Annotated in this window: 17 protein-coding genes and 1 pseudogene; 11 read left to right on the top strand and 7 right to left on the bottom strand. The window is 42.6% G+C overall.

All coding sequences use genetic code 11. The features are described 5' to 3' along the window. Nucleotides 1–20: 20 nt before the first annotated feature. The 5 genes from A8L45_RS09190 (at nt 21) to A8L45_RS24540 (ending at nt 2,771) form a co-directional block, all read left to right on the top strand. Nucleotides 21–572 carry a hypothetical protein gene (locus tag A8L45_RS09190; protein WP_245680690.1) on the top strand — a complete coding sequence of 184 codons (552 nt, stop codon included), beginning with the start codon at nt 21–23 and terminating at the stop codon, nt 570–572. 141 nt (nt 573–713) lie between these two features. Further along, entirely contained in the window at nt 714–1,250 is a 537-nt protein-coding gene (locus A8L45_RS09195; RefSeq protein WP_068901490.1) for a hypothetical protein, read from the top strand. Between the two features lie 153 nt (nt 1,251–1,403). After that, nucleotides 1,404–1,652 carry a hypothetical protein gene (locus tag A8L45_RS24160; protein WP_139122350.1) on the top strand — a complete coding sequence of 83 codons (249 nt, stop codon included), beginning with the start codon at nt 1,404–1,406 and terminating at the stop codon, nt 1,650–1,652. Between the two features lie 425 nt (nt 1,653–2,077). After that, nucleotides 2,078–2,506 carry a DUF3757 domain-containing protein gene (locus A8L45_RS09200; RefSeq protein ID WP_068901492.1) on the top strand — a complete coding sequence of 143 codons (429 nt, stop codon included), beginning with the start codon at nt 2,078–2,080 and terminating at the stop codon, nt 2,504–2,506. Nucleotides 2,507–2,585: 79 nt separating this feature from the next. After that, entirely contained in the window at nt 2,586–2,771 is a 186-nt protein-coding gene (locus tag A8L45_RS24540) for a hypothetical protein (protein ID WP_175401954.1), read from the top strand. Between the two features lie 146 nt (nt 2,772–2,917). On the opposite strand, the gene A8L45_RS09205 is transcribed toward A8L45_RS24540, so the two are convergent. Then, complete coding sequence (locus A8L45_RS09205; protein ID WP_068901494.1) at nt 2,918–3,943, bottom strand: hypothetical protein; 1,026 nt, start codon at nt 3,941–3,943, stop codon at nt 2,918–2,920. Between the two features lie 380 nt (nt 3,944–4,323). Beyond that, nucleotides 4,324–6,258, bottom strand: coding sequence for a hypothetical protein (locus tag A8L45_RS24545; protein ID WP_175401955.1), 1,935 nt, complete (start codon nt 6,256–6,258; stop codon nt 4,324–4,326). 1,042 nt (nt 6,259–7,300) lie between these two features. Between A8L45_RS24545 and A8L45_RS09215 the strand changes: the two genes are divergently transcribed. Together A8L45_RS09215 and A8L45_RS24550 are read left to right on the top strand one after the other, a co-directional pair. Continuing rightward, complete coding sequence (locus A8L45_RS09215; RefSeq protein WP_068901498.1) at nt 7,301–8,404, top strand: anthrax toxin-like adenylyl cyclase domain-containing protein; 1,104 nt, start codon at nt 7,301–7,303, stop codon at nt 8,402–8,404. Then, nucleotides 8,394–8,555, top strand: coding sequence for a hypothetical protein (locus tag A8L45_RS24550; protein ID WP_175401956.1), 162 nt, complete (start codon nt 8,394–8,396; stop codon nt 8,553–8,555). Before A8L45_RS09215 ends, A8L45_RS24550 begins: the two co-directional genes overlap by 11 nt. A 179-nt stretch (nt 8,556–8,734) precedes the next feature. On the opposite strand, the gene A8L45_RS25705 is transcribed toward A8L45_RS24550, so the two are convergent. After that, on the bottom strand, nt 8,735–8,923 hold the full coding sequence (locus A8L45_RS25705; RefSeq protein ID WP_139122352.1) for a phage portal protein family protein: 189 nt from the start codon (nt 8,921–8,923) through the stop codon (nt 8,735–8,737). Between the two features lie 23 nt (nt 8,924–8,946). Here A8L45_RS25705 and A8L45_RS09220 point away from each other — a divergent pair, with 23 nt between their 5' ends. Beyond that, nucleotides 8,947–9,486, top strand: a complete 540-nt coding sequence (locus A8L45_RS09220; RefSeq protein ID WP_068901500.1) for a hypothetical protein — start codon at nt 8,947–8,949, stop codon at nt 9,484–9,486. Nucleotides 9,487–10,109: 623 nt separating this feature from the next. Here A8L45_RS09220 and A8L45_RS09225 read toward each other — a convergent pair. Then, on the bottom strand, nt 10,110–10,448 hold the full coding sequence (locus A8L45_RS09225; protein ID WP_068901502.1) for a 4a-hydroxytetrahydrobiopterin dehydratase: 339 nt from the start codon (nt 10,446–10,448) through the stop codon (nt 10,110–10,112). Then, nucleotides 10,441–11,253, bottom strand: coding sequence for a phenylalanine 4-monooxygenase (phhA, locus tag A8L45_RS09230; RefSeq protein WP_068901503.1), 813 nt, complete (start codon nt 11,251–11,253; stop codon nt 10,441–10,443). Before phhA ends, A8L45_RS09225 begins: the two co-directional genes overlap by 8 nt. 280 nt (nt 11,254–11,533) lie before the next feature. Between phhA and A8L45_RS09235 the strand changes: the two genes are divergently transcribed. Continuing rightward, entirely contained in the window at nt 11,534–12,376 is an 843-nt protein-coding gene (locus A8L45_RS09235) for an EAL domain-containing protein (protein WP_083228277.1), read from the top strand. 55 nt (nt 12,377–12,431) lie between these two features. Here the strand turns inward: A8L45_RS09235 and A8L45_RS09240 are convergent, their stop codons facing one another. Continuing rightward, the gene (locus tag A8L45_RS09240; RefSeq protein ID WP_068901505.1) at nt 12,432–13,553 is read right to left on the bottom strand and encodes an aminotransferase class V-fold PLP-dependent enzyme; all 1,122 of its coding nucleotides are present in this window, start codon (nt 13,551–13,553) and stop codon (nt 12,432–12,434) included. A gap of 5 nt (nt 13,554–13,558) precedes the next feature. Further along, complete coding sequence (locus tag A8L45_RS09245) at nt 13,559–14,731, bottom strand: PrnB family protein (RefSeq protein WP_068901507.1); 1,173 nt, start codon at nt 14,729–14,731, stop codon at nt 13,559–13,561. A 211-nt stretch (nt 14,732–14,942) separates the two neighbouring features. Between A8L45_RS09245 and A8L45_RS09250 the strand changes: the two genes are divergently transcribed. Together A8L45_RS09250 and ylqF are read left to right on the top strand one after the other, a co-directional pair. Then, nucleotides 14,943–15,404, top strand: coding sequence for an Lrp/AsnC family transcriptional regulator (locus tag A8L45_RS09250; RefSeq protein WP_068901509.1), 462 nt, complete (start codon nt 14,943–14,945; stop codon nt 15,402–15,404). 284 nt (nt 15,405–15,688) lie between these two features. Beyond that, nucleotides 15,689–16,567 (top strand): annotated as a pseudogene (ylqF, locus tag A8L45_RS09255) (ribosome biogenesis GTPase YlqF); the annotation flags it as partial.

The raw sequence follows: 16,567 nt of genomic DNA on the forward strand, positions 1-16,567 counted from the left end.
TAAGCTTCAATGAGGACAATATGGACTACGAAGAAATAAAACGTCAGGGTATCTCTGATTTTATCGATGATGAAAAAAAAACCAGACCTGATCGAATTGTTAGATTTGTTGAACTAAATGAATTGTTTTCTCCTCAGGGAGATATGCTTTTAACTGGAGGTTTACAGTCTGACTTAGCTTTTCATGAATTGGGTAATAGTTACGTTAACGGCAATTACATGGCAGTTGTATTATTATGCCAAGCTTTTATTGAACACTCATTATCCGGTGAGTTCATCATGAGAGGACATAATACAATAGCGGAATCATCATTTAAGAAAATCCTCGAGTCTGCAAAAAGCTTTGAAATTATAAGTGAAGCTCTTTTTGAACAACTGGAAGTGTTACGAAAAATCCGTAACCCTTACGTTCATGCGAAAGCGGGACTTAAAAATGGTTCATTGGTTAAAAAAATGATTGATGGTCGATTTGAATCGGCTGAAGACCTAGCTCAATCAGACGCGCTAAAATCACTTGAGATACTGAGATCTTTTGTGCATCAAAATGTAGTCACGTTTTTCCCTCAGCCATAAGCTTGAAAAACTGCTCAAGAGGGATTCGCAACGCGTGGTATTTCCACTAAGCGTTGGTTTAAACGATTAAGCTGGTATGGTTGAGTTTCTTGGCAGCATTGCTCACAACGCAATACGATTGCGGTTCAAAAGGAAATAATTATGAAGTGTTGGGCCAGGTCAGTTTCAGGTTGCTGTACTACTCAATCTCGTGAGCACTATATAACTAAGGGGTTATTCTCCGGAAAAATAGTAAAGGTTAAAAATGCCCCATTTCTTGGTGGCGGTATGAAACAATTATCAAAGGCATCTTTAACCAGAAAGTGCTTATGTAAAAAACATAATGAACTACTGTCCATCTTCGATGACGAAGCTATTCGATTTGGGAAAGCACTTGAATACGCCCTGAATTTGTCATTAGAAAGAAGACATTCCAAGCAAAAGAAGTTTAGTGTTCATAATAAACATATCGATCGAGAAAAACTTACCCGTTGGTTTGTTAAAACTTTTTTGGGTTTATATGAATTCTTTCAATACCCACCTGCTGTGGTAGAGTCTGAATTAGCGCGCTTAGTGTATTCAAGAAATAAAAAGGTGGCTAATTCAATTCAACTCAACATTGAAATGCAAAAAAATGAAAACTTCGATATTAAGCAAGTCGTATCAGTGCACCTTTGGAAGAGAACGGAGCAACTGTAGGTATGGTCGTTGAATTGTATGGTATTCGTCTTCAAGGTATTTTCAATCAAGAAGACTCTATTCGTAATAAACCTTTGAAACTCAAGTTTCATGAACAAAGCAAAGGTCTTTCTTGCATAGTCGCTATTAGTTGAATTCAACACAGTAATCAAAGTGACCTTTTATAATTGGCACTTTAAGGTTTATGCAGAGCGACTCATTGTAAACATCCTTCTTACTTTTACTATTACCCATCAGCCGAAATATACCGAACTGTCAGACAAACTTTTGTCAGACACCGAGCCAACACACCAAGGTTGGCTAAATGAAAGCCTGAAGAAAACGGAGTATCTACCCCTTCATCATCTCCGCCATTTTCTTCAGGAGTTCGGTCTGTCAGTTAATCAGACCACCTTCCCTTAGCCTTCTGCCCCAAACATTGACAAGCTCATAACATTTATAAAAATAGTAACCACATCGGTGTACTTAGGCAGAATTATATTCTTATACCAAGTTCAGTGCTTTTTACCGCATAGGGCTTTGGACAACTATCGACACATACGAGAACTCAATGCGTTTAGAGGCTCGCAGATCACACTCATGATTTACTTTTCTAAGTCTGCATCATAGAAAAGTAAACAAGTTTCGACTTTCCGTTAATAAATTTATTTTTTTACTGATGAAGAAATAATCATGTGATTATCTTGTTCACATAGCTCAACTTATCTCTATAAAAATACTGTTATTTCTTATTCCAGCCTCAGAAAATTAGACGGTAAATTGACCTTCAGTGATGAAGGTCGCCTAAAAACTTTTATCTGACTCATCTTATAAAATAGAAAGTAATCATGAATATATTTAAAAAAGGCATTTGTCTTAGCTTGCTCTCTTTGTCGGCACCGGTATTTGCAAATACTGTAGTTTCATCTTGTCCTGCAATAGATGAAATCCATCGGCCTTTTGACTTCGTTTTTGAAGCCAGTAATGCTGCTGGAAATTGGAGTCAAACCGTTCAGGCGCCTAATCGTGGGGGAATAAAATCCTTTGACGAGGCTTTGATGGTCGTCGATAACGGTAAGCTGCGACTTGTGCATTGTACCTACAATCTTGAGGAAAAAGGCGTTGTCGATTTGTCTTTACAAGACGCCAGCACCAGAGACAGAGAGGTGGAGATTAAAAACTATCAGGATAAATGGACAAAAGAAGATAGCGGCTTTGTGACCTATTTTGTCTGTACTGGCGATGCTGAAGAGTGCCAATTCGAATTTGAACAGTAAGCCTAGATGAATAATTGCAAAAATCCGCAGGAATAAAGTTATGGTGGTCAGCTCCACGTACTTCAGTTAATGCCGTTTTTTGACCGCCCTCTGGTCTGTCGATGAAGGTTGGCAGGCCAGACAACCTGAAATGGACACTGCCTATTTAGAGCAAGTTATGCTTGCCGGAATCAAGTGTTGGCGGAGGCCAGCGAGGGTAGCATCAGACTGGCGGCAGCGAGTAAAAAGCGGTTCACGGGATGTCCTTGTTATCTTAAATGATTGATATGTCGACTTAACACCATGTCGATGTCAGGCCAAAACAAGAAAAGTTATAGCTACGAAGGAGTTTTAAACATAAAGTTTTCAAAACTTTTTGCTATGTAATTCAATGCCGTCTGCCACGTTCCCACCTTTAAAAACTACCTGTCCTTACTTATTGTTTCGGTTGAATTCTTTATAGTCGAAGCGGTTGCTGTAATTACTCGCTGTATTTGAGCCTCCTAAGCCGGGATTAAATACTTTAGCAACGTCATACCCCTTTTCTAATGCATATTCAGTCGCCCATTTATTAGCGACACCGTAGGCGACATTCTCAAAATCACTTGTAAACACATCGCCAATATACGCACCATGCCCACCCATCTCATGCAGAATCAGATCAGCCATACGCAATTCGCCAGTCTGAGCATCAACGTCCCTTTGATAATTCTCTATGGCGTTCAGGTCAAGCACAGTATAGTTTTCAGGCTTATTGCGGCCAGTATTAATGCCGTATATTGTCGCGTTTTCAGGCTGTTTGCCATACCACCCAAGACCAACATAGAATTTTGAAACGTACTTTGGGGCCCCCTTTATTGCGTTTCCAAACCCTGTCTTATCCATCAAGGTTTTTATCATTTCTTCTGCCTTAACAACGTCACCTTGAGTAACTGAATCATGGAGACCTCCAATCGTCACGGTCTTATCACCATATTTGAACGTTCTTAGGTGTGTTTTCGGGGTGATCGCATCAAAGGCATTACTCTTACCGGTCTCGATGTCTTTAATCACTGATTCAAAGTCCAATCCTGACGGTAGTGCTTGCCCACTCGTTTGTTTTGGCGGAGCAACAGGTCGGAAAACCTTAGAAGGTGCGCCCTCATTATTTTCACCTTCGGCATTTGCGATTTTCCATGTTTGTCGATCCGCCCCAAGCTCGTAAACACTTCCATTAATTTTCGCTTTGTCACCAGCATAATACGGTACACCTTGCTGAAGCGCTTGACTGCCATCAATAGTAACCCATTGGCCTCTTCTAAATGCTACGAGATTGCTTGCTACCTTGTTCGAGGTACTCGACTCATCAAGCGCTAATGATTTACCCGCACGAATGTTTGCTGTCTCAGTTTTTTTTCTCTGTGCACTCTGAGAGCCGGGCGCAGTAGTATGCCGATGGTGTGTTTCCCTGCTGTTCATACGGGATTGGTACTGACTATTTATCAGGCTCGCCCCCCGAACCGCTTGACATGCACATTGATTGTTACCAATTTCAGCAGCACTTTCATGACAGTTTTCAGAACCATGGATGCCAGGAATATTATCTCCAGGCTGCTTAATACACTGCGCTGATTTTAATATCGTCTTACCTCCACACTGACAAACAAACTCTTTTTGCTATGATTTAAAAAAGCACCTTATGCGTGTTTGTATGTAGCACCGTCCATTCACTCTCGGCCCGGGAAATCTCTATCATTCAATGGCACCAAAATGTCTCAACATCAGAAGTAATAAAGACTCATCCCTTGCCATTCTGGCTTCTTTCTGTAAATTCTGCGGCGCATTTCCTCAATCACTTCTTAATTATCAGCGTTTTGTTGTTGCAATGCGTTCGAAGCTGTTCTCAAATACTCCAATAGTGCTTGCTCTAGGTAAATATCTGTCAGGTCCTCTACCTGCTTTGGTAAGTTGCCAGCTGTTCCGTCAATAAGATCAGTGAATTGTCTTTTAATATACCCTCTAGTGACGTCATTTTCTGCCACCTCATACTTATCTTCTAAATTCTGCCAACGTTGCAGTATTTCCTTACCTTCAACGTCAATGTTAACCGTCCCATCAGGCTCCATATTGTCTTGTCTGTAACGTATCCAAGCTGTTTCCAACACGGCTGATGAAATCTGTTTTTTCTCCGCAGGTGGAAAACTGCCGTCGTTGTAAATTTGCTTTAAACTATCCAGCGCTTGCTTTTCCAGAGACAAATATTGGTTTTGCAGAGACGAATATTGGTTTTCCAAAGACGACATTTGTTCCTTGAGTGATTGGACTTCAGCATTGAAGTTTTGAACGACCTTTGACACCTCTGAGTTTTCAAAACTTTGTGGCTCTCCCCCAGCGCTCTGCATATTCTGTTCGTTAGATACGTCAGATGTGGCGCGTGGTGCAGGCTGAGTCTCCGTAGTGGGCTGCCCGCCCGCAACAAGTGCGGGAGATGTAGGTGTACTGCCTACTGGATTACCCGATACCGCAGTCGATTCCGCGCTGGGTTGCTGTGCTGGCTCAGGAACTATCACCCAAGGATTCGTCCAACTATTCCCAGTGTCGTCATACGCTCTGCCATTGTAATGAAGCTGGTACATACTTTTTCCATCCGTGGCAAAAGCGACTTTGTTTTCTTCTGACACTATAGGCTCGTGGACGCCTGAGAGTACTCCCTGACCAAATTTATAGGGGTTGTCGAAAGAGCCCTTATGCGCTTCTTCATTTTGTCTCGATTCTACTCTAGGAGGTGCGGCGGACTCAGAATCACCCTTAGGTCCGATATCAGGAACCGCTGGAACTGGTTCTAGATGATGTACTTGATGTTCCCCATAATTATTACCCACATCAGTTTGTCTTGGGCTTGCCGGAGGTGCAGCGGATTCAGAATTATCCATAGGCTCGACATCAGGAACCGCTGGAACTGGCTGCAATTTTGGTCCGTCCGTATTTAGTGTATTATCATAAGTTTGTGGCTCTCCCTCAGCGCTCTGCACATTCTGTTCGTTAGATACATCAGGTGTGGCGCGAGGTGCAGGCTGAGTCCCCGTAGTGGGCTGCCCACCCGCAATAGGTGGGGGAGATGTAGGTGTACTAACTACTAAACTGCTCGGTACCGCAGTTGATTTCGCGCTGGTTTTCTGTGCTGGCTCAGGAACTATCACCCAAGGATTCGTCCAACTATTCCCAGTGTCGTCATACACTCTATTATTGTAATCAAGCATATACATACTTTTTCCATCCGTGGCATAAACGACTTGGTTTTCTTCTGACACCAGAGGCGCTTGGACGCCTGAGGATACGTCCTGACCAAATTTATAGGGGTTGTAGAAAGAGCCCTTATGCGCTTCTTCATTTTGTCTTGATTCTACTGTAGGAGGTGCGGCGGACTCAGAATCACCCTCAGATCCGACATCATGAACCGCTGGAACTGGTTCTAGATGATGTACTTGATGTTCCCCATAATTATCACCCACATCAGTTTGTCTTGGGCTTGCCGGAAGTGCAGCGGATTGAGAATTACCCTTAGGTTTACGAATTTCCTCGATACGCGAAGTTCTCGAATGGCTCGTAGCCATATGACGGCTACTATTCGGTTCTACCTTTTGCCGCAGAGTTGTTGTTGGTGTTGTTGTTGGTAGTGTTGTTGTTGGTGTTGGTGTTGGTGTTGGTGTCGTTGGTGTCGTTGGTGTCGTTGACGTCGTTGTTGTTGGTGTTGGTGTTGTTGGTGGTGTTGGTGGTGTTATTGGATTATGCATTTACCTACCCCGCTGACTGTCTATTTTTATATGCCTAAGCAGCATATAAAAATACTAGGCAGATGGCCGTTTAAAAAAGGCAGAATGTCTTCTATAAGGTGATAATAGATGTAATGAAAGTAAAAATATCACTAATGCAACTAGATATTAAAATTGATTGTAAATACATGAAAATTAATTAAATTAATTTATCAGCATTAGTTGCTCACACAATTGATCAAGAAATTAGGGACTCACCTCTCTATTTGTTCGCCATCACAAAGTCCCCCTTACTCTCACCTCTCCCCCTTTACTACATTTATAGTATTTTTTTATACAGTGTTTTTCACTATGTGAGCTATCCGATTCAGAAGTACCTGTCGAACTGTCAACGTCTGGTGCCCGTCTTATCACATCGACCGCACCTCGCGGGTTGACAACATCCCTGCCCTGTTAAGAGACGGCAACTTGGTTTATTACATGTTTGGCGAGTCTATTGAACGCAGACACCTGCGCCATGAGCAGCGGGTGGACATCGGAGACATAAACTCCAGTTTGATTTCTTCAACAGCATGACGACTCGCCGCCCGAATTTTATCTACAGTAATGACAATCACAGGGAAAGAAGCGACAGGATGTTGTTTGATATAGTCTACTATTCCTGCTCATACTTTCCTTGAATCAAGCTCGCTGAATTCACTCTGAATTCGAGCATCTTCAGGTTGTTTGGGCAGAAACTTCATGGCCTGTTGTTAACGTTTCACTTCTTTTGCTAAACACTTTTTACATTTTTTATTTCAAGACTACTATCAATTTTATTTTTATTTTGTGTTTGTATGATGAGCTAATGGTTTGGTCTCTATTTTGTATTTTATGTTTCCATTCATTATATTGTCGCCATTACGTCTAGCGAAAATTTATCTTTATTCAGAATAGACATTCCTAATTACTACTGCACTCTCCGGCCTCTTGGATATTGATAACCCTGTCGAAGAGCAATATGCACATCAAATATGAAATATAAGTATGAGATATTTTTCAACAAACGATAAAGGGGAAAAAAGTGTCATCTTTAACAGAATACCGAGAGCTAGCTGGTTTTCCTAAAGAACACGCCGATATTTTTCAAGATATCTCAAATAAGAAAAATATCGTCATCATTTCCAGAGAACTAAACCCTCTTTGTACGGACCTGATGCTAGATGGTTATTCGTCAAAGGGCTTCCATATTAAAGCAAAGACCTGTGATTGGGGACCAATGGCTGGCTTTGTTCCTGATGATCATCGTTACACAAAAGCCAAACAAAAAATTTCAGATCAGGAGAGAGCAATAATTAGAGCGAAGAAGAAGGGAGCCAGATCGGTTCCTCTGTTTATATCAACTCAACGTCTCTATAACCTTAGAGACTGGAATTTAGTGACTCTCACCGTCATTTCCAGTCAAAAAACATACGTGACAGCCAATGCGGATGGGACAACCTTTTGCCTTATTAGACAGACACATATGGATAACATGTGGTGTATTTGTTATGACGATAGAAAGGATGCCAATAATCCCAATGAAAAAGAGAATATTGTCCGATTTTTCAACCTGAAGTTAGATGGATATCTTCCAGTCTGTGGGCTCACAAACCCCAACGAAAAACCGTTAACCTATAAATCCGCCGTTTGTGGTGATTATGATTTATGGGGGATCATCTCACCTAGTAATGCATCAAACGGTTATAACGACAGACTTCTCCCCCTCCACGCAACGCTACGACCTGGCACTAAAGAATCGATTATAAATAGATGTAAAGGAACACCATTCTTACGACCTGATAATATAAATGTACTTGCAGACAAGAAAGAATGTAAAAATAGTGGGAACATTTCCCTTGAAATAAAAAAATTAGGTAATGAAATAAACAGCAGAATTGGGCAAAAAGTCGTCATGCACAGTGACTATTTTGGAAATCCATTCGGAAGCATTGATTTTCCTCTGATCTTTTTTACCCCGAAGAAGCCGATAGTGATAATAAATACTATACCCGAACTCAAATGTTACCTACAAAAATTACAACAGGATAACTATGACATCACCCTCAACCCTCAGTGGTATTTAAGTTTGTTAATAAAGAAGAAGCCGGAAAACAAGGACAGCCTCACAATCAAAGGTGAAGCCTAATCAACCGCGACAGTTTGATGGATTGTCTGGGTACAGCAATTCACTCTTTACCCAGACAGCTGATGCCAACGTACGATGGCTTACTTACCTGCTTCAACCCCAGACTGGTAGGCTTTACGAAGTTGCTCAGGTGATTGACTCAAACGTCTGAGCGTAAACACTGTGGTCTTTCTCTTCCATCGCGATATCACTGGGGGATAGCGTCATTATGGTCCCAGTTCCTACTTGGGTTCACGCCAAAGATCTGCGTCTTCAACTTTTCAATGTTGGCCGCCAGTGCGTTGATGTCACCCTTTCTGGGATAACGATTACCATCTCTGGATAGGTTCTCTAGGAACTGAAGTTGAAATCGATGAAAAAACGGATAAGGTCGCGGTTTAAGGTGTTCGACAGTTGCCGCGCATCGGCTTCAACCACGCTCTGCCTGATCTCATTCTGAGCGCCCTCACGAGGAGTTGACCGTACCAGAGGTACTCTCTCAAAGATAGTTAATAAAGTAACAATGAAAGTAATGTTCAGTTAGTCATGCAACAGGAAAAACGATGGCATATTTTTGTTCGTGTAATAAGTGTAAAGCATCTCCCGCAAAACCCAAATCTGGAACGAAGTCACCGATTGAAGAAGTCAGCGGGTTCAAAGTAAACATGATAGAGGGATGGGTGTTAGTACACTGGAGTGGGGCTAAGTTTGAACAAATGTTTTCAACAGAAGTTCATAACTTTAAGACACGAGGTAACCACATGGTGGGAAGCTCTTTCTTTCTCTGCAAACACGGCATACCTGCTGGTATACCAAAGTCATTATCGCTATTAGGCTTGGGCGGCTCTCAAAAATATACAATTGACAGTGAGATTGGTAATCAACTTGAGGTGTATTATAAGGGAAATAAGACAGAGATAGACACATACCCCGAAGTGACTGTTGTTTTAGGCTGTGGTGGTTCCATTGGCTTTAATGACCAAAACGAAGCGGTATCAATCAACCCCTCTTTATGTGTTCCGATAATCAAAAACAAAGGCATCTTTCGATTTTTAAAATTTAAAAGGCCTAAATTCAGACGCTTGAGAGGGAATAATCCATGAGTACGTTGTCACCGTAACCTTGCCATAACGAATGTGACGAGTTTGCAAACTATCAGGCAGTACCCAGTCCAGATTATTTCTATACGTGCTTTAGCGTACCCCAATACCCCTACGCCATATCAGGCGGTCTGGGTTTGAGTGGAATTTGCTGAGGTAACAGATGACGCCGGGGCTCGGCTATGTGGGGCGCAACAGGACTTTGAATATTCAGGCAGATACCAGCTAGTGTCTACCTGACCTTTATTCGCTCTCCCTCTTTGGTTGTTATGGAACTGCCTGTGGCTAATTCAGTGTCAGTTTAATGGTGGGAAACGTTCGATATCCCTAACAAAGTGATGATCCGGCGGATCAGGAACCAGCTCAATTGCCAATCTTGTCCCGCATACTTCCTTTCGTAGCAGCCTGACCGAGCACCGCCGCAAAGACCTGCCAGAGCTGCTCGAACTCAATCAAATTTGAATCTGGCAAGATAGCCGCCGTATCTGAGCCTTGCTTTTATCTCCTGATACCAAACGTCATCAATTAATCCATTTGTATTAATGATTTCAACCGGATACCCAAAAAAAGACAGTGGGATTTTCTCCACTGTCTTTAGTTGTGATGACTATAAAATCACGCCAAAATCAATCACACAGGCTGTCTGTTTTGGCCGCGCAAATAAAATCGTTTTTGTGAAGACCCTTAATTTTGTGAGACCACCAAGATACAGTTACCTTTCCCCATTCCAATAGAATGGCCGGGTGATGCCCTTCATCTTCTGCCAAGGTTGCCACCTTGTCAGAAAATGCCCATGCCTGCTTAAAGGTCCTGAATTTAAATACCCTTTCCAACTGAGGAATTCCGTCTCTTTCAACAATCTCCCAAGCAGGGATCATTTCCAACATTGCTTTTGCTTCTTCGCCTTCAATGCGCGGAGCATCAGCAACGCAGGCTTCACATTTCAGTTCGTTCAAATCATCCATATTGTTGTTCCTTTTGAGCAGATTTCGGTGGAAAAAGCGGCGCATGAAGCCCGAGCGACTTAGCTTCCTCAACACACGCCATCAAATCCATATTGGTGAAATCAAACAGCCTGTCTAAGCTGTCGATGGTAAAATATATTGGTTGCATAATGTCTATGCGGTAAGGGGTACGCATGACGTCCACCACATTAAGTGGCTTCCTGATGACATCAGGATGACTAAAAGCATAATGGGTTTCACCCGGAGACGACAAAATACCGCCACCATAAATAGTTAACCCGTCAAGATTTTCGATTAACCCAAACTCTACGGTGAACCAATACAAGCGCGCTAAGTAAATGCGCTGCTGTTTGTTGGCTGCGTAACCCAGTTTTCCATACGTATGCGTGAATTCGGCAAATGCTGGATTCGTAAGCATCGCACAATGGCCGAATATTTCATGGAAAAAATCTGGTTCCTGCAAGTAGTCAAAATCTTCCTCAGTTCGAAGAAAAGTGGCTACCGGAAATTGTTTGTTGGCAAGAAGATGGAAGAAATGGTCAAAATCAATGAGTGCCGGAACAGCTTTGCATTGCCACCCCGTTGTATCAGCAAGTACCTCATTTACTTCCGATAAGTGAGGTGCTCTATCGACGGGAAGACTCAGGAGATCCAGACCTGTAAAATATTCCTCACAAGCTTTATCGTTTATGCAGTCAAGCTGACGAGTAACCAGGCGATTCCAGACGCTATTCTCTTGCATGCTCCATGCAATATGACCTGAACCATCAACAGGTTTGGACTCGTATTTAGATGTCTTAGCCATAATTTAAGCCACCTCTCCTTGGCTTTAATGTTACGCATGTAACTCAATCGTTATTAATACGTTAGGAGCATTTGGCGAAGATTTATACGTTAGCAATAGCTTACAAGTGTGTAATTAATGTAAATATATATTTACATATGATTTCACTCGAAAAATCAAAATAAAATTATCGATACATATCTAAAAAAAAGGGTGTCATTATTTTGTCGCTTAATATTTATCGTGACAATTATCCCGAACGGGATCGAAACTGACAGACTTATTTTTCGATGAAAATAAAATGCAGATCCAAATGAACGGGCTTAGTAGGTTTAATCCATTGACTAAAGAACTAATGAGCCAACAAGATTTTGAAGTACACCTGAATCTAGAGGCAAACGGAGACGTCACGGCGTCTTACGAAAATGTGGTGCTCTCGAGTGTTTTCCAACCTATCATTGATCGACAAAGAGAGGTTATTGGGTTCGAAGCACTCTGCAGAATTTATGATAGCGATGGTAACCCTATTTGTTGTTCAGATATTTTTTGTCAATGTTACGACAAGCACTGGATAATTCATCAGCGTAACCTCGATAAACTTACTCGGGTCATTCACCTACGTAATTTTTCAAAGTTTGAATCCACCAGCTCTCTATTCCTCAACGTGCTTCCTCAATCAGCAATACACTGGTTGAAGATAAATAAAGAGCATGGACTGATCACAGATCGTATCAACGAGTTGGGTTTGAACATAAACAATGTGGTTTTTGAAATGGTCGAACATGAATCTGAAGATGATAAAAGCCTCGCCATTGCCGCCGCTAAACGTTTGTCTTCAGGTTTTCAAATCGCGATAGATGACTATGGCGTGAATGCGTCACAGGAAGATAGAGTTCGCTCCATACGACCTAATATTCTCAAAATAGATCGCTCTGTGCTGCTTCAGTATATGGCAGGTGATAAAGAGTGGCTTCTGCACTCTATTGAGCTGGCAAATGATGTTGGTGCAAAAACACTGATTGAAGGTATTGAGAGCCAAGAGCAATTTTCTGCAATGTTAGCCCTCAATATTGATTATTATCAGGGATACTTTTTAGGGGAACCGCAACACCTTTCAGCATATTGCGAGGCACGATCCCAGTAATTTGCTTCTAGAAGGTGCCCCTTACCTGTAAGGGTTTGCCGGATAAAGACCTACCTCATTTGAGGCCACGTTTATACACCTCGACAAATGCATCGATGTCATCGTCGTTATTGTAAATATGTGGCGAAACACGGAGTCCGTATTTTCTTTGGTCAATGAAAATATGGTTGCTTTTCATCAACTCCGATGCGTCAGAAATATGTTCACAACTGACAATCGCCGTCGCCCCACGACAACTCATATCATCTGGCGACACAAGGTGCTCACCCATTTGATCGTGTAATCTGTCTACAAGACGCTGATTGTGATTGTGCACATTGTTAATTCCAAGGGACGCAAAATACTCCATACTCTGCTTTGCCATGACGAACGGTGCAACCGCCGGTGTGCCCCCCATAAACCTCAGTGCGGACTCGTGGAACTCAAAATGATGTATGTCAAATTCAAAGGGATCTTGATGACTGAACCAGCCAACATCGGCGGGCTGACATTGAGGTAGGATGTCAGGATTTATCCAAAGGTATCCAGCACCTGGTCCACCGCACAACCACTTCACAGATGAACCCACCAGAAAATCAGGCCTTGAAACCTGCAAGTCCAGCGGGATCACACCGGCAGACTGTGCAACATCAACAATTGAAAGAATATTTTTTCCCCGTGCTAAAGCAAGGATATCCTCAACAGGAGCCTGCTGACCCGTGTTGGAGTAAACATGGCTGATGAAAACCGCATCGACATCTTGTTGTAGAAATTCGGCCCATACATTGGCATCAGTAATATCTCTCTCTGCTGGGATCATCCTTAATGTCGCACGCTCAAATGGTGCATGCTGGATAACAAATCCCATACTCGGGAAGTCTTGCTCTGCCATCACTATCACAGGTGCATTACGCAGTGTTTGGTGAGACTGGAAGGCTTTTGTTAATCCAGAGGATAAATTAGATTGAGGGCAAAATTCGTCATGACTCGCGTTAAAGAGTGACGCGAGTGCCGACCTAAACCCTTCAATACCGGACATCCATTGAGGCCATGGTTCCTGACCGCTTTGTTGCCAAGGCTCAATAAAATCGCGCTCAAACCCTGCTAACTGTTCACGCAAAGGACGGCCCACTGAGTGACTGAGCAGGTACGCGCCGTTTGGGCAGTAAAAATCTTCCTTTCGATAAAATGTAGACATATTCCTTACCCCAACATAGCTTCTAACATTTGCATGTCTTCATAACGGGTGTAGATATCATTACGTTGTGCCGCGCATCTTCTGTCACGCAACTTTTCTAACGCTCCCAGTAAAACCGGAAGAGGCGGGCCACTGGCTGTCACTTTATCCAGATGGTTTTCGACCATATCGTTAGCAGGTTTAGCGATGTACTTTTCTACTAACTGGTTATGATGCTGCTGAGCAGTTTGTCCATGCATCCGGCACACATCAATAAACAAAGAAAGGTGCTCTTGAAACCAAGACTGATGGCGACAACTCTCTGACAACGCTATAAATTCATCCATAAAGGATGTCATCCGCATACAATCACGCAGTATCTGCTGATCCTCTGGCATCATGTATAAAAACTTGTCGACAAGCAGTTGAGAATAGGAAGGTTCATTGGCAAGACACAAGCCAAGCAACAGATCAATGACATTAATGCCCGCGAAATCACCCGCGTTGGCACCGCGATAAATATTCTGACCGACCCTGTGAGGCTTGTAATATGGCCTCACCTGATAAAAAAATCCGTCTGTATCTAGCTTTGAAAATAAGATTGAATTGGACTCATGTACATCCTGCAGAGCTCGATGAGCAACGCGCAGTAAGTCGGCCGCAATAGGATGAGAAATCCCAATTGACTTAATTTTTAATAGCGCATCTGCTGCGCGTTTGTATGCGAGAATCCCTTTGGTATTGTAATCAACAAAGATCCTCTCAGCATCAAGGTCAGTGAAGCGTTTGTATTTTCCTGCCACCGCTTTGTTATGCGTTGTAAGGTGAGCAGTGGCAAATCTCGGTGTGACACCGATAGATGCGCCGATTTGCATCGCAAGGGCGGATGCCTCCGTTAATGGAGACACATGTTCTCTTGATGGCTCAGTAATTTCATGTCGTCGACATGCCGCCATAAACAATCCGACATTACCCAACACGTCAAAGGCTGCATCGAACCCTTCGTCGGTGTTTCCTTCCTGCAGAAGAGACGATATAAGTTGGTTTCCCTCAGCGACTAACGTTTTCTTCACGTCATCACCAACCTCATCCACATTTGCTTTGTCTTCCTGCGCCCAATACAAGCGCTCCAGATCATTGTTGAGCTCGACAAATCCGTCGCGCATCCAGCTATCAAACGCAATTACATTGTCTGTCATGGCCTGGCCTCCTGCCCTTTGCCTGATTCCCATATCAAGGGCATTGAATAATCAACCCGTTATGTAAAAATTTATCACAAGCCTAATAGGGAAATACGACAAAATAATGCCGAGTCAATTCACAAAAATATCGATATTTTTTAACAAAAATTGATTTTTTAGTGATTTTCGATAAATTTATATCGGGAATGAAAATATCGGTACAATAACAATGGATAATAAAGACAAACTCATACTAGAAGCACTCCAGACCAATGGTCGGATTGCAGTCAGCGAACTCGCCGCATCATTGAATATGTCTGATACCCCCTGCCTGAGACGGATTCGGAAACTCGAACAAAGCGGAGTGATAACGGGTTACAAAGGATGTGTTGACGAAACGAAACTGGGCTATACCGTCTTTATCCACGCATTTGTCAGCCTGAAAAATAACTCTGAGGCAGCAGGTAAAGCCTTCGAGCAAGAGGTTTCAGACATACCGCATGTAATGGAATGCTCGGTGATTATTGGTCAACATGACTATTTGCTAAAAGTGATTGCCAAAGATCTTGCTCACTATGAGCAAATATTGAAGAAACAAATCGCTAATCTCGACAGCATTGCAAAAATAGAATCAACCATAGTATTGAAGTCGGTTTTTAGAAGAACCACTATTGCTGCTAACCAAATGTAATATTGGCTGTTATCCACTACAACAGCTTGACGGTTTCTATCAGGCAATGCAGTGTGTTCTGTTGAAAGTAATACCCAGCAGGCCGACCACACTATGATCTATTATTACGTTTTTGGTATTTAACTCCTCCGCGATTAAAACAGCGAGATACAACAACCTTTAATGTTTAGATACCGTCATGACCACTACCCTAGAAAGACACAGTCCTGCACATAAAGTCTCTGGTCAAACTTAATATAATCATTAAAATATGGCTCCCATTACAACGGATAAAGGAAAATCGCATGTCCATCCAATGGTTTCCTGGCCACATGCATAAAGCACAAAAAGAGATTCAAGAAGTCATTCCCAAGATTGATGTCATCATAGAAGTACTGGATGCCCGAATCCCTTTCAGTAGTGAAAACCCTCTTATCCGCCGGATACGACGTGACAAGCCCGTTATTAAAGTACTTAATAAACGCGACCTAGCAGATCCGGAAATGACCGCTGTATGGCTTGAACATCTCGAAAAAGAACAGGGTGTTAAGGCGCTAGCAATCACCACTGATCAGGTCAGTGAAGTGAATAAAATTATGGAGCTGTGCCAAAAATTAGCGCCACACCGACAGGAAACAGGCAAAAACATTCGCACCATGATCATGGGTATCCCAATGTTGGTAAATCGACGATTATCAATACCCTTGCAGGCCGTGTTGTTGCAAAAACAGGTAACCAGCCAGCGGTTACTCGCCAACAGCAGCGTATTAATTTACAAAATGGTGTAGTGCTTTCTGACACACCGGGAATACTTTGGCCAAAAGTAGAAAATCCGCATAGTGGTTTCCGTCTCGCTGCAACCGGTGCGGTGAAAGATACAGCCATGGAATACGATGAAGTGGCCTTTTACACTGTTGAATATCTCGCTGACAAATATCCGCAGCTACTGAAAACACGATACAGCCTTGATGAGTTGGCGGAGACTGAAATAGAGCTTATGGAAGCTATAGGCACCAAGCGTGGTTGTCTTCGTGCTGGTGGCAGAATCGATCTTCACAAAGCGTCTGAAATTCTGATCAATGACCTGAGAAACGGTACGTTGGGACTTATCACGCTGGAACATCCAGATATGATTACGCAAGAGCTGGTTGAAGTTGAAGAGGAAAATCAGCGCAAAGCAGAAG

Source organism: Veronia pacifica (genome assembly GCF_001707825.1).
Classification (GTDB): Bacteria; Pseudomonadota; Gammaproteobacteria; order Enterobacterales; family Vibrionaceae; genus Veronia; species Veronia pacifica.